Annotated in this window: 14 protein-coding genes; 3 read left to right on the top strand and 11 right to left on the bottom strand. The window is 70.0% G+C overall.

The window, feature by feature from the left end:
* The first annotated feature begins 93 nt into the window (after positions 1-93).
* Together J7E89_RS13095 and J7E89_RS13090 are read left to right on the top strand one after the other, a co-directional pair.
* Positions 94-765, top strand: a complete 672-nt coding sequence (locus tag J7E89_RS13095) for a TrkA family potassium uptake protein (protein WP_214972987.1) — start codon at positions 94-96, stop codon at positions 763-765.
* Entirely contained in the window at positions 762-1,439 is a 678-nt protein-coding gene (locus J7E89_RS13090) for a TrkA family potassium uptake protein (protein WP_214972985.1), read from the top strand. The genes J7E89_RS13095 and J7E89_RS13090 overlap by 4 nt, the downstream gene beginning before the upstream one ends.
* 76 nt (positions 1,440-1,515) lie before the next feature.
* On the opposite strand, the gene J7E89_RS13085 is transcribed toward J7E89_RS13090, so the two are convergent.
* The 8 genes from J7E89_RS13085 to J7E89_RS13050 form a co-directional block, all read right to left on the bottom strand.
* Positions 1,516-2,304, bottom strand: a complete 789-nt coding sequence (locus tag J7E89_RS13085; protein WP_374196813.1) for a DUF3159 domain-containing protein — start codon at positions 2,302-2,304, stop codon at positions 1,516-1,518.
* A gap of 3 nt (positions 2,305-2,307) precedes the next feature.
* Entirely contained in the window at positions 2,308-2,706 is a 399-nt protein-coding gene (locus J7E89_RS13080; RefSeq protein WP_214972983.1) for an OB-fold nucleic acid binding domain-containing protein, read from the bottom strand.
* A 73-nt stretch (positions 2,707-2,779) separates the two neighbouring features.
* On the bottom strand, positions 2,780-3,466 hold the full coding sequence (locus J7E89_RS13075) for a response regulator (RefSeq protein WP_214972981.1): 687 nt from the start codon (positions 3,464-3,466) through the stop codon (positions 2,780-2,782).
* Between the two features lie 49 nt (positions 3,467-3,515).
* Entirely contained in the window at positions 3,516-6,071 is a 2,556-nt protein-coding gene (locus tag J7E89_RS13070; RefSeq protein ID WP_214972979.1) for a sensor histidine kinase KdpD, read from the bottom strand.
* Positions 6,072-6,174: 103 nt separating this feature from the next.
* Positions 6,175-6,909 carry an ABC transporter ATP-binding protein gene (locus J7E89_RS13065; RefSeq protein ID WP_214972977.1) on the bottom strand — a complete coding sequence of 245 codons (735 nt, stop codon included), beginning with the start codon at positions 6,907-6,909 and terminating at the stop codon, positions 6,175-6,177.
* Between the two features lie 201 nt (positions 6,910-7,110).
* On the bottom strand, positions 7,111-7,884 hold the full coding sequence (locus tag J7E89_RS13060) for a DUF3710 domain-containing protein (RefSeq protein ID WP_214972975.1): 774 nt from the start codon (positions 7,882-7,884) through the stop codon (positions 7,111-7,113).
* Between the two features lies 1 nt (position 7,885).
* Entirely contained in the window at positions 7,886-8,401 is a 516-nt protein-coding gene (gene dut, locus J7E89_RS13055) for a dUTP diphosphatase (RefSeq protein ID WP_214972973.1), read from the bottom strand.
* Positions 8,398-8,940 (bottom strand): PaaI family thioesterase, encoded by a 543-nt coding sequence (locus J7E89_RS13050; protein ID WP_214973147.1) that lies wholly within the window; start codon positions 8,938-8,940, stop codon positions 8,398-8,400. Before J7E89_RS13050 ends, dut begins: the two co-directional genes overlap by 4 nt.
* Positions 8,941-9,064: 124 nt before the next feature.
* On the opposite strand from J7E89_RS13050, the gene J7E89_RS13045 reads away from it, so the two are divergent.
* On the top strand, positions 9,065-9,523 hold the full coding sequence (locus J7E89_RS13045) for a DUF3093 domain-containing protein (RefSeq protein ID WP_214972971.1): 459 nt from the start codon (positions 9,065-9,067) through the stop codon (positions 9,521-9,523).
* Here the strand turns inward: J7E89_RS13045 and J7E89_RS13040 are convergent.
* The 3 genes from J7E89_RS13040 to J7E89_RS13030 form a co-directional block, all read right to left on the bottom strand.
* A complete protein-coding gene (locus J7E89_RS13040) occupies positions 9,520-10,392 on the bottom strand; it encodes a hypothetical protein (protein WP_214972969.1) in 873 nt (290 codons plus the stop codon). The genes J7E89_RS13045 and J7E89_RS13040 overlap by 4 nt on opposite strands.
* A gap of 12 nt (positions 10,393-10,404) precedes the next feature.
* Entirely contained in the window at positions 10,405-10,701 is a 297-nt protein-coding gene (locus J7E89_RS13035) for a DUF4193 domain-containing protein (RefSeq protein WP_028814145.1), read from the bottom strand.
* Between the two features lie 393 nt (positions 10,702-11,094).
* On the bottom strand, positions 11,095-12,324 hold the full coding sequence (locus J7E89_RS13030; protein WP_214972967.1) for a HAMP domain-containing sensor histidine kinase: 1,230 nt from the start codon (positions 12,322-12,324) through the stop codon (positions 11,095-11,097).
* Between the last annotated feature and the right edge of the window lie 4 nt (positions 12,325-12,328).

Below are 12,328 nucleotides of genomic sequence, written 5' to 3'. Positions count from 1 at the left end.
GCCCGCGCCTCCCCCGGTGAGCCGAGAAGGAAGATGTGAGCAGGGTGTTTGTGCGGGTCAGCGGGGCGACCAGGAGTGCGGGGTAACGGGACGATGCACGTCGTCATCATGGGCTGCGGGCGCGTGGGAGCCGCTCTCGCGCAGAACCTTGAGCAACAGGGGCATACGGTCGCGGTCATCGACCAGGACCCCACGGCCTTCCGCCGCCTGGGGTCCGGTTTCGGTGGCCGCAGGGTCACCGGGGTCGGCTTCGACCAGGACACCCTCCGCGAGGCGGGCATCGAGGACGCCGGCGCGTTCGCGGCGGTGAGCAGCGGCGACAACTCGAACATCATCGCGGCCCGGGTGGCCCGCGAGATGTTCGCCATCGAGAACGTCGCGGCCCGTATCTACGACCCGCGCCGCGCCGAGGTCTACCAGCGTCTGGGCATCCCGACCGTCGCCACGGTCCGCTGGACCGCCGACCAGATGATGCGCCGGCTGCTGCCCTCCGGGGCCGAGCCGCTGTGGCGCGACCCGAGCGGCGGTGTGCAGCTCGCCGAGGTGCACACCTCTCCCGCCTGGATCGGCCACAAGATCAGCCAGCTTCAGGAGGAGACGGGCGTACGCGTCGCCTTCCTCACCCGGCTGGGCGAGGCCGTACTGCCGACTTCCCAGACGGTGCTCCAGGAGGGCGACCTCATCCACGTGATGATGCGTACGGACGAGATCGCGAAGGTCGAGGCGGCCTGCGCGCAGGGTCCCGAGGAAGGCGGTCACGCATGAGGGTCGCTATTGCCGGCGCCGGCGCGGTGGGACGTTCCATCGCGGGCGAGCTGCTGGAGAACGGACACGAGGTCCTTCTCATCGACAAGGCGCCGACCGCCATCTCGGTGGAGCGCGTGCCGCTCGCCGAGTGGCTGCTGGCCGACGCCTGCGAGATCACCTCGCTCGACGAGGCGGCGCTCCAGCGCTGCAACGTGGTGATCGCGGCGACCGGTGACGACAAGGTCAACCTGGTCGTCTCGCTGCTCGCGAAGACCGAGTACGGCGTGCCGCGGGTCGTCGCCCGCGTCAACAACCCCAAGAACGAGTGGCTGTTCACAGAGGCCTGGGGCGTCGATGTCGCGGTCTCCACACCGCGTCTGATGTCGGCGCTGGTCGAGGAGGCGGTGAGCGTGGGCGATCTCGTACGGCTGCTCCGCTTCAGCCACGGCGACGCCAACCTCGTCGAGCTGACGCTTCCGCCGGAGTCGGCGCTGGCCGGCACGCAGGTCAGCGATGTGGCATGGCCCGAGGACACCTCGCTGGTCACGATCATCCGCGGTTCGCGCGTGCTCACTCCCGGCCAGGAGGAGACCCTGGAGGCGGGCGACGAGCTGCTGTTCGTGGCCGCTCAGGCGCGCGAGGAGCAGCTGGAGGACCTGCTGTCGGTCCGCAGGGAAGACGCGGCGAGCTGACGGCGGTACGTACGGCTGCGCAAGTGGGGCCCGGAACCATGACGCTTCCGGGCCCCACTCACATGCGTACGGGACATCAGGCCTCGCGCTGCGCCGCAGCGGCGGCAGCGGCGGCCGCCTTGCGCTCCTTCTCGGCCTTCTCCTGCGCCTCCATCTCCGCGAACACGTCGATGGGCGGCGGAGCCTTCGCCAGGAAGACCCACGTCAGATAGACCGCGAGCAGGAACGGCGGGATCTTCAGCGTGACAAGGACCCAGCCGAGCTGGGCGGTGTCGGCCCACCAGTACAGCGGGAAGAGGATCGCGCACTTGGCGAGCAGGATCAGGCCCCAGGCCCAGCTGGCCTTGGCGTACGCCTTCTTGCGTCCCGGGTTCCGTGTCCGCCAGGAGAGGTTCTCCTTGAAGATCGGGCCGAGGATCAGACCGATCAGCGGAACGCCCGCGAGCGTGGTCACGATGTACGCGAGGGCGAGACCCAGGGTGTAGATCATGCCCGGCAGATAGAAGTCCTTGGCGTTGCCGGTCATCATCGCGAAGACGACACCGAAGGCGACTCCGAAGACGCCGCTGAAGGCGTGCTTGACGGTGTCCCGGCGAATCAGCCGTACGGCGACGAGCAGCAAGGACACCGCGAGGGCGGCGATGGCGGAGACGTGCAGGTCCTTCTTGATCGTGAAGATGGTCACGAACAGCAGACCGGGCAGGACGGTCTCCACCATGCCCCTGAGGCCGCCGAAGGCCTCGAAGAGGGCCGCCTCGGTGACGGCCTTCGCGTCCTGGGCGGCCCCGATTTCGGCTTCCCCGGCTTCGGGCCGTTCTTCGCTGCTGTCGTGATCCGTCGCGGTCGGCTTGTCGAGAGACGTCACCGGCTACTCCTGTCCGAGCGGTCGGAGCTCGTATTTGGGATTGAAAAGCACCCGGCGGCCGTGGCTCATGGAGATCCGGCCCGAGGCGATCAGCCTGCGGCCCGGTTCTATGCCCACGATGGAACGGCGGCCCAGCCACACCACGTCCAGGGGTGCGGTGCCGTCGAACAGCTCCGCCTCCAGGGCGGGCACACCGGCCCGCGGACGCAGGGTGACCGTGCGCAAGGTACCAGTCACCTTCACCACCTGGCGGTCGTCGCAGTCGCAGATGCGTGAGCACCCCGCGGCCTGCGCGTCCTCCTGCAGCTCCGCGGAATGCAGGTCCTCCTGCGAGGTGGACAGCCGGTCGAGCATCCGGCGGAACCGGCCGGCAGGCTTCTCCGAACGTGGTACGGCACTCATACACGAAGCGTACCGGGGAGCGGGCCCGCCTGGATCACCCCGGACCTGACCACCGCCGGCGCCACCACCACCGCTACCGCTCGAAGCGGTATCCCATCCCGGGTTCGGTCACGAAGTGCCTGGGGTGCGAGGGGTCCGCCTCCAGCTTGCGCCGCAGCTGCGCCATGTAGACCCGCAGGTAGTTGGTCTCGGTGCCGTACGAAGGGCCCCAGACCTCCTGGAGGAGCTGCTTCTGGCTGACCAGGCGGCCCGTGTTCCGTACGAGCACCTCCAGGAGGTGCCACTCGGTGGGCGTCAGCCGTACGTCCCTCCCCTCGCGGTGCACCTTCTTGGCGGCCAGGTCGACGGTGAAGTCGCCGCCCGCGTCGACGAGCACGTCGTCCTCGGCGGCGCCGGCCGGCTCGGCCCTGCGGACCGCCGCGCGGAGCCTGGCCAGCAGCTCGTCCATGCCGAAGGGCTTGGTGACGTAGTCGTCGGCCCCGGCGTCGAGCGCCTCGACCTTCTCGTCGGAGGTGTGGCGGGCGGAGAGCACCAGGATCGGCACGCGGGTCCAGCCGCGCAGCCCCTTGATCACCTCCACGCCGTCCATGTCGGGCAGGCCGAGGTCCAGGACGACCACGTCGGGGTGGCGGGCGGCGGCGAGCTGGAGCGCGGTCGCGCCGTCGGGGGCCGCGTCCACCTCGTACTTGCGCGCCTTCAGATTGATCACGAGGGCGCGTACGATCTGCGGCTCGTCGTCGACCACGAGCACCCGGGTCATGGAGTGCCTGCCTTTCTACGGGACGTACGGAAGGAAATGACGGGCGTCCTCATGAAGGGAGCCACGAGGTGACCGGGGCGGCAGGATCCGGGCGTACCGGCGCATGGCCGGGGACCACCTTGAGGGTGAGAACCATCGTCATGCCGCCCCCGGGCGTGTCCTCGGCGGTCAGGGTGCCGCCCATGGATTCGACGAAGCCGCGGGCGACGGCGAGGCCGAGGCCCACTCCGGCGCCGCGCGGGGCGTCGCCGTAGCGCTGGAACGGTTCGAATATCCGGTCCTTCTCGTCGTCCGGGACGCCGGGCCCGCGGTCCGCGACGCGCAGCTCGACGCGGTCGCCGAGCGCGCTGGCGGCGACGGAGACGGGAGTGTCGCCGGGGCTGTACTTGACGGCGTTCTCGACGATGTTGGCGACGGCGCGCTCCAGCAGCCCGCGGTCGACGGCCACCATCGGCAGGGTCTCGGGGATGTCGAGCCCGACACTCTCCGCGGGTACGCCCACCAGCGCCATCGGGACCACCTCGTCGAGGTCGGTCTCGCGGATGAGCGGGGTGACGGTGCCGGTCTGCAGCCGGGACATGTCGAGCAGGTTCCCGACGAGGTGGTCGAGGCGGTCGGCGCCGTCCTCGATGGCCGCGAGCAGTTCGGCCTCGTCGGCGTCCGACCAGGCCACGTCGTCGGAGCGCAGAGAGGATACGGCGGCCTTGATGGCGGCCAGCGGCGTACGCAGATCGTGGCTGACGGCGGCGAGCAGTGCGGTGCGGATGCGGTTGCCCTCGGCGAGCTTGCGCGCGCCCTCCGCCTCCCCCACCAGGCGCTGCCTGTCCAGTACGACGGCTGCCTGGGCGGCGAAGGCGCCGAGCACCCGGCGGTCCTCGGCGGGCAGCACGCGGCCGGAGAGCGCGAGCGCCATGTGGTCGCCGACGGGCATGTCCACGTCGGCGTCCTCGGGCCGGCTGAGCGGCCTGGGGCCGACGCTGCCGGCGCAGGTCCAGGGGTCGACGTCGCTCGCGCGCTCCAGCAGCGCCACCGACTCCATGGCGAAGGTCTCGCGGACCCGCTCCAGGAGGGCGTCCAGGGTCGTCTCGCCGCGCAGGACGCTGCCCGCGAGGAAGGAGAGGATCTCGGACTCGGCGCGCAGCCGGGCGGCCTGGTGGGTGCGGCGGGCCGCCAGGTCGACGACGGAGGCGACCGACACGGCCACCGCGAAGAAGATCACGATGGCGACGAGGTTCTCGGGGTCGTTGACCGTGAGGGTGTGGGTGGGCGGCGTGAAGTAGTAGTTCAGCAGGAGCGAGCCGACGGCAGCCGAGGCGAGCGCGGGCAGCAGCCCGCCGAGCAGGGCCGCGCCCACGGTGAGGAAGAGGAAGAGCAGGACGTCGTTGGCGAGCCCGGGACCGTCCTCCAGGCTGGTGAGCAGCAGGGAGAGGAGCGCGGGCGCCGCGACACCGACCAGCCAGCCGGAGACGATCCGGGCGCGGCTCAGGCGGGTGCCGCGGGCGACGGGCAGGCCGCGGCCCTTGGCCACGTGGTCGTGCGTGACGATGTGTACGTCCAGGTCGGGCCCGGAGTCGCGGGCCACGGTGGCGCCGACGCCGGGGCCGAAGATGTACTGCCACGCCCGGCGGCGGCTTGAGCCGAGCACGATCTGGGTGGCGTTGACGCCGCGCGCGAACTCCAGCAGCGCGGAGGGCACGTCGTCGCCTATGACGTGGTGAAAGGTTCCGCCGAGGTCCTCGACGAGAGTGCGCTGTACGGCGAGTTCCTTGGGCGAGGCCGAGGTCAGGCCGTCGCTGCGGGCGATGTAGACGGCGAGGATCTCGCTGCCGGAGCCCTTGGCCGCCATGCGCGAGGCGCGGCGGATGAGCGTACGGCCCTCGGGTCCGCCGGTGAGGCCCACGACGATGCGCTCGCGGGCCTGCCAGGTGGAGCGGATGTTGTGCTCGCCGCGGTACTGCTGGAGGTATTCGTCGACGCGGTCCGCGACCCACAGCAGCGCCAGCTCGCGCAGCGCGGTGAGGTTGCCCGGCCGGAAGTAGTGGGACAGCGCGGCGTCGAGCTTGTCCGGCTTGTATATGTTGCCGTGGGCCATACGGCGGCGCAGGGCCTGGGGCGACATGTCGACGAGCTCGATCTGGTCGGCGCGCCGTACGACCTCGTCCGGCACGGTCTCGCGCTGTCGTACGCCGGTTATCGACTCGACGACGTCGCCGAGTGACTCAAGGTGCTGGATGTTGACGGTCGAGATGACGTCGATGCCTGCCTGGAGCAGCTCTTCGACGTCCTGCCAGCGCTTGGCGTTGCGCGATCCCGGGACGTTGGTGTGGGCGAGTTCGTCGACCAGGGCGACGGCGGGACGGCGTTCGAGGGTGGTATCGACGTCCATCTCGGCGAAGACGGAGCCGCGGTATTCGATCTCGCGGCGCGGGACCTGCTCAAGTCCCCGCAGCATGACTTCGGTGCGCGGCCTGTCGTGGTGCTCGACGAAGGCGACGACGCAGTCGGTGCCGCGTTCCACGCGCCGGTGGGCCTCGGAGAGCATGGCGTACGTCTTGCCGACACCGGGCGCCGCACCCAGGTATATCCGAAGCTTGCCGCGTCCCATGGCCCCATTGTCTGTGCTGTCTCCAGGCAAAACGGACGCGGGGGCCGACTTCAGGTGCGTATTGACGCAACTCTGACGCCCGCCGACGCCGTCGCAGCGCCCTTCAGACGTGCTCTATGAGATGACCGTCGCCGAGTTCCAGGACCCGGTCGGCAAGGTCCAGCAGCTGCGCGTCGTGCGTGGCGACCAGTGCCGTCACGCCTTCGCTCCGTACGACCGCGCGCAGCAGCTCCATCACGGCGAGGCCGGTCTCCGCGTCGAGCTGGCCGGTGGGCTCGTCCGCGATCAGCAGCGCCGGCTTGTTGGCGAGCGCGCGGGCGATGGCGACACGCTGCTGCTGGCCGCCGGAGAGCTCACCGGGGCGCTGGGCGGCCTGGTCGGCGAGGCCGACGAGACCGAGCAGCAGCTCGACGCGCTCCTCGCGCACCTTGGGGTCGGTCTTGCGCAGCCGCATCGGTACGCCGACGTTCTCGGCAGCGGTGAGGATCGGGATCAGGCCGAAGGACTGGAAGATGAAGCCGATGCGGTCGCGGCGCAGTTCGAGCAGGCCGTTCTCGCCGAGGCCCGCCAGTTCGGTGCCGTCGACCACGATGCGGCCTTCGTCGGCGGTGTCCAGGCCGCCGACCAGGTTGAGCAGGGTCGTCTTGCCGGAGCCCGACCGGCCCTTGAGTGCGATGAGCTCACCGCGCGGCACGTTGAAGGAGACGCCGCGCAGCGCGTGGACGGCGGCCGCTCCGGTGCCGTAGGAGCGGTGCAGATCCGTCACCTCGACCATGGGCCGGCCACCGGCGTTCTCGGCGACGGCCGTGCCGGTGCTGCCAGTGGTGCTCTCGCTCATACGTGCTCCCCCGTACGGTCGTTCGGCCGGGCGCCAGTATGGTCACCGCGCGCCCGGCCCCGCAACGGTCGGGCCTTGGCCGAGGCAGCCGCCGTACGGTGCCGCGCACGAAGTCGGACCAGAAGCCGATGGGCCGCACTCCCGTCTCGGGGAGTACGGCCCACCGGCCACGTCGGTTCACTCATTCAAGTCAGCTCTGGGTCAGCGCACCTCAGTGGTCTCCGGACCACGCTGCAGCTGTCCCATCCCGCCGGAGAAGCGCGAGCCTTCCTGCTCCTCCTGCTGGACGCCCTCGGGCACCATCTGCGCATCGTTCGGCAGCTTCAGCACGATCGGGTCACGCGGCGCCATCGGCCCCTCGCCCCGTACGACCACGGTGTCCTTGAAGACGTGCTCCAGCACCCCCGCGGCCTCCGGCTGCACCGCGCCCTGACCGGAGATCACTCCGCGCAGGAACCAGCGCGGCCCATCGACGCCGACGAAGCGCACCATCTGCACGCCACCCGTACCATCCGGCAGCTGTACGGGCACCTGGGCCCGCAGCTCCCAGCCCAGCGGGCCCTCGATCTCGTCGATGACACCGCCCTGCTGGGTGATGCCCGACGCGATCTCCTCACGGACCTCGCCCCAGATGCCTTCCTTCTTGGGCGCCGCGAAGGCCTGGAGCTGTACGGCGCTGTCGCGCAGTACGACGGTCGCCGCGACGATCGCGTCGCCCGCCACCTCCACCCGCAGTTCCATGCCCTCGACTCCGGGCACGAACATTCCGCCCAGGTCGACCCGGCCCTCGCCGGGCTCCATCACCTCGGACACGTCCCACGGACCGTCCGGGCGGGGTGCCGGCGGCAGGTTCACCCTGCGTACCGACCCGTCGCCGTCCGCGGCCTCGTCAGGCTCGACGTCGTCGACGACCTGCTCGGCCTCGCCCGCCACTACTTCGTCGGCGGATTCGCTCTTCTTGCGACGTCCGAACACGTCACTGTCCTTCCCGGTCGGATACGACCGATGCGTATCGATTCCCACCCGCCCGGCCGTCCACGGCGGCATGACCGCCGGTGGAACCGAAGCCCCCCTCGGCCCGCGCCGAGCCGGGAAGCTCCGCGACCTCGTGGAAGCGCACCTTCTCGACCTGCTGGACGACCAGTTGGGCAATCCGGTCGAAGCGCTCGAACCGCACGCTTTCGCGCGGGTCGAGATTGACCACGATCACCTTGATTTCCCCACGGTACCCGGCATCCACCGTCCCCGGGGCATTCACGAGGGCGACTCCACAGCGGGCGGCGAGACCGGATCGCGGGTGCACGAAGGCCGCGTACCCGTCAGGCAGCGCGACAGACACCCCGGTCGGGAGCACCGCGCGCTCACCCGGGGCGAGTTCGGCGGCTTCGGTGGTCACCAGGTCGACTCCGGCGTCGCCCGGATGTCCGTACGAAGGGAGCGGTACGTCGGGGTCGATCCGGCGGATCAGCACGTCGACAGGGTTACGGGTCACGGGTTCACCTCGAAGGCGCGGGTGCGCCTGACCTGATCGGGGTCGGCCATCGCCGCCCGGATCTCCTCCGGGCGTCCGTTCTCGATGAAGTGGTCGACCTTGACTTCGATGAAGAGGGCGTCGGCGCGGACGGCCACGGGCCCGTCGGGGCCGCCGATCCGGCCGGTCGCCGTGGAGTAGATCTTGCGGCCGTGCACCGCGGTCACCTCGGCGTCGAGGTGCAGCACGGTGTCCACCGGCACGGGACGTACGAAATCGGTCTCCAGCCGGCCGGTCACCGCGATGACCCGCAGCAGCCAGTTCAGCGAGCCGAGTGTCTCGTCGAGTGCCGTGGCCAGTACGCCGCCGTGCGCGAGGCCGGGAGCGCCCTGGTGGGCGGGCTTGACCGTGAACTCGGCCGAGACGCGCACGCCGTCGCCGGCGCGTGCCTGGAGGTGCAGCCCGTGGGGCTGGCCCCCGCCGCAGCCGAAGCAGTGCTCGTAGTGCGCACCGAGCAGCTCTCCGGGCGGGGGTGCGTCGGGGTGCCTGACCGGGGCTATGGCGTCGGCCGGGGGCTTGAGGGCCGCGGACCCGGGGGCCGTCTCCCGGGAGTTCTCAGTACTCACAGGCGCAGACCTTACCCGCGCGGGTACGCGCAGGTCGCGCCGTGCCAAGCTTGGTTTCATGCAGCCTTCCGCCCCGCAGTACGCAGAACGTCTGACCGCCCCCCGTTCCTGGTGGATCATCGCCGGACTTCTCGGTGTCGCGGGCGGGTTGATGCTGATGCCCCTGGGCGCCCTGCCGATGCTGGGCGGCCTGATCGGCGCGGGCGCGCTCGCCGCGGCCGGGGTGAGTTCGTACGGTTCCCAGCGGATCCGGGTGGTCGGGGACGCGCTGATCGCCGGCGACGCCCGTATCCCCGTCTCCGCGCTCGGCGAGGCCGAGGTGCTGGACGCCGAAGAGGCCCGCGCCTGGCGGTCGTACAAGGCCGATACACGCGCCCACATGCTGCTGCGCAGCTACATTCCGGGGGCGCTGCGCGTGGAGGTCACCGACCCGGCCGACCCGACGCCGTACCTCTACCTCTCGACACGTGATCCCGAGGGCCTGGCCGCGGCTCTCGCGGCCGTACGGGCCGGCTAGGGACCCAGTTCCTTGCGGCCGGGCTTCGGCTCGAACTGAGACTGCTCGGGCTTTTCGGGTTTCTCAAGGGGAGGCAGCTCGGGCAGCGCGTCCCAGGGGACCTGGTTCTTGCGCAGGTCGTTGCGGATCCGGTCGGCGAGCCGTCTGGTGTCACGCCGGTTCATCACGGCTCCGACGGCGGCCCCGACCATGAACGGGATGAGGTTCGGCAGATTGCGGACCATGCGTTTCATGATCTGCTGCCGCAGCTGGCGCTTCATCTGAGTGCCGAGCGCCGTGTTGTACGTCGCCGGTTTGCTCACGTCGATGCCCCGCTCCTGGGTCCAGGACGTGAGGTAGGCGGTGCTGCGCTGGGCCAGCCCGCCGGGCGGCCGCATGCCGTAGACCTCGTGCAGCTCCGCGATGAGCTTCAGCTCGATCGCGGCGACGCCGGTGATCTCGGCAGCCAGCTCGGCCGGCATGGCGGGGGGTACGGGCAGCATGGCCGCCGCGCCGATGCCCGCCCCCACGGTGGAGGTGCCGTTGGCCGCACCCGCCACCAGTTTGTCGGCGATCTGCTCCGGGCCGAGGCCCGGGAACTGCTTGCGCAGGGTCGGCAGGTCACGTACGGGAACGCGCGGCGCGGTCTCGATGACCCGGTCGGCGAGATAGCCGATACCGGCTCTAGCGCTCTCGCCGCCCTTCCGTACGCCCTGCCTGACAGCCGCCAGGCGCCGGGCCCGTGCCGGGGGCCCTTCCGCCGTTTCGAGCGAGGCCGGCAGGCCCCGCTCGTCGTCACGTGCGCCGACGGCCGCGCTCACGCCGTACGGCGCCTCCGGGGAGTCCTTCCGCCGGAAGCGCTTCCTCCTGGACGGTGTCGCGCCTGCCACGGCCGGCCCGACCTAGTCGCAGTCGCGGCAGATCGGCTGACCGTTCTTCTCCCTGGCCAGCTGGCTGCGGTGGTGCACGAGGAAGCAGCTCATGCAGGTGAACTCGTCGGCCTGCTTGGGCAGGACACGTACGGCGAGCTCTTCGTTGGAGAGGTCGGCGCCGGGCAGTTCAAGCCCTTCCGCCGCCTCGAATTCATCCACGTCAACGGCCGATGCCGTCTTGTCGCTCCGACGTGCCTTGAGCTCTTCAAGGCTGTCCGAATCGACGTCGTCATCGGTCTTGCGTGGGGTGTCGTAATCCGTTGCCACTGTCGCTCTCCCCCTCTGGGTAGTTGCGGTGTCTCAGCGCACGTAACGCGTGAGAGGCCGGACTTGTGCCCGACCTGAGGCGGAGATTTTGCCTCACATCAAGGTCTGTTACTCAATCGACACCCAACCGATCCCCTCAGGGGTGATCGGTTTGGATGGCGATCGGGACCGTACACGGTCCGAATGTCGCACTTCACGAGCGCCACCCCGTGTACTTCCCGTTATCTCACCCCCAGGAAACCCGGACTTTTCCCGGTTTTCCTGGGAAGTTCGCGATCACGGAGAGTGGATGGCCGGAAATTCGAGTCTGTGATCGATCGCACACAGACCGGTCAGCGCCGGGTCCAGAAAATTCCGCTTAAAGCGAACAGCCGCGTGGCTGCGCGAAACGTCTCAGATCGGGAGCGTCACACGCATCACGAGGCCACCGCCCTCGCGGGGCTCCGCGATGATACGGCCTCCGTGGGCCCGCGCGACGCTGCGGGCGATGGAGAGGCCGAGACCCACGCCCTTGTCACTGCCCGTGCGCTCCGTACGAAGGCGCCTGAACGGCTCGAAGATGTTGTCAATCTCGTATGCGGGAACCACTGGACCCGTGTTCGAAACCACCAGAAGTGCCTGGCCGTGCTGAATCTCGGTGGTGACGTCGACCCACCCGTCCTCGGGGACGTTGTAGCGCACGGCGTTCTGCACCAGGTTAAGCGCGATCCGCTCCAGCAGTACGCCATTGCCCTGTACGACGGCGGGCTCGCGCTTGCCGCGGATCACCACGCCCTTCGCCGCCGCTTCCCTGTGCGCCTGATCGATGGCGCGGGAGGCGACCTCGGCCAGGTCCACCGGCTTGCGCTCGACGATCTGGTTCTCGCTGCGGGCGAGCAGCAGCAGACCCTCCACGAGCTGCTCGCTGCGCTCGTTGGTGGCAAGCAGCGTCTTGCCGAGCTGCTGAAGCTCCGGGGGCGCCCCGGGGTCCGACAGATGCACCTCCAGCAGCGTCCTGTTGATCGCCAGCGGTGTGCGCAGCTCGTGCGACGCGTTGCCCACGAACCGCTGCTGGGCGGTGAACGCCCGCTCCAGGCGGTCGAGCATCTCGTCGAAGGTGTCGGCAAGCTCCTTCAGCTCGTCGTCAGGGCCGTCCAGCTCGATCCGCCGGGTCAGGTCCGTGCCGGCCACCCTGCGGGCCGTACGCGTGATCCTGCCGAGCGGCGACAGAACGCGTCCCGCCATCGCGTATCCGAAGGCGAAGGCGATGATGCTGAGGCCGAGCAGGGCGAGCAGCGAACGGCTGAGCAGCTCGTCGAGCGCCTGCTGGCGCTGGTGGTTGACGCAGGCATTCATGGCGGCGTTGAACTGGTCCGGCGTGGCTTCGTCGGGCAGGTCGCACACCGTGCTCCTGACCTGGCCGCTCACGATCTTGAACGGCAGGTCACTGCCCACCGCCAGAGCCTGGGCGGCGAGCAGGTAAATGATCGAGAGCAGCAGAATGCCGGCGATCAGGAACATGCCGCCGTACAGCAGCGTGAGCCGTATCCGGATGGTCGGGCGCAACCAGGGGAACGACGGTTCCTGCTCCCTCGGGTCCCAGGTCGGTTTCGGTGGCGCCAGGGGTGGCGCCGGGGTGGCCATCGCG

This window comes from Streptomyces sp. ISL-100 (assembly GCF_018614615.1).
GTDB lineage: Bacteria > Actinomycetota > Actinomycetes > Streptomycetales > Streptomycetaceae > Streptomyces.
The sequence above is the reverse complement of the archived record's forward strand: the minus strand, read 5'-3'. Positions and strand labels throughout refer to the sequence as shown.

Bases quoted from the DNA above. Each gene is read 5' to 3' on its own strand.
- J7E89_RS13075 (WP_214972981.1), bottom strand. From the start codon at position 3,466: ATGACCCGGGTGCTCGTGGTCGACGACGAGCCGCAGATCGTACGCGCC.
- J7E89_RS13080 (WP_214972983.1), bottom strand. From the start codon at position 2,706: ATGAGTGCCGTACCACGTTCGGAGAAGCCTGCCGGCCGGTTCCGCCGG.
- J7E89_RS13045 (WP_214972971.1), top strand. From the start codon at position 9,065: ATGCAGCCTTCCGCCCCGCAGTACGCAGAACGTCTGACCGCCCCCCGT.
- J7E89_RS13070 (WP_214972979.1), bottom strand. From the start codon at position 6,071: ATGGGACGCGGCAAGCTTCGGATATACCTGGGTGCGGCGCCCGGTGTC.
- J7E89_RS13095 (WP_214972987.1), top strand. From the start codon at position 94: ATGCACGTCGTCATCATGGGCTGCGGGCGCGTGGGAGCCGCTCTCGCG.
- J7E89_RS13090 (WP_214972985.1), top strand. From the start codon at position 762: ATGAGGGTCGCTATTGCCGGCGCCGGCGCGGTGGGACGTTCCATCGCG.
- J7E89_RS13030 (WP_214972967.1), bottom strand. From the start codon at position 12,324: ATGGCCACCCCGGCGCCACCCCTGGCGCCACCGAAACCGACCTGGGAC.
- J7E89_RS13065 (WP_214972977.1), bottom strand. From the start codon at position 6,909: ATGAGCGAGAGCACCACTGGCAGCACCGGCACGGCCGTCGCCGAGAAC.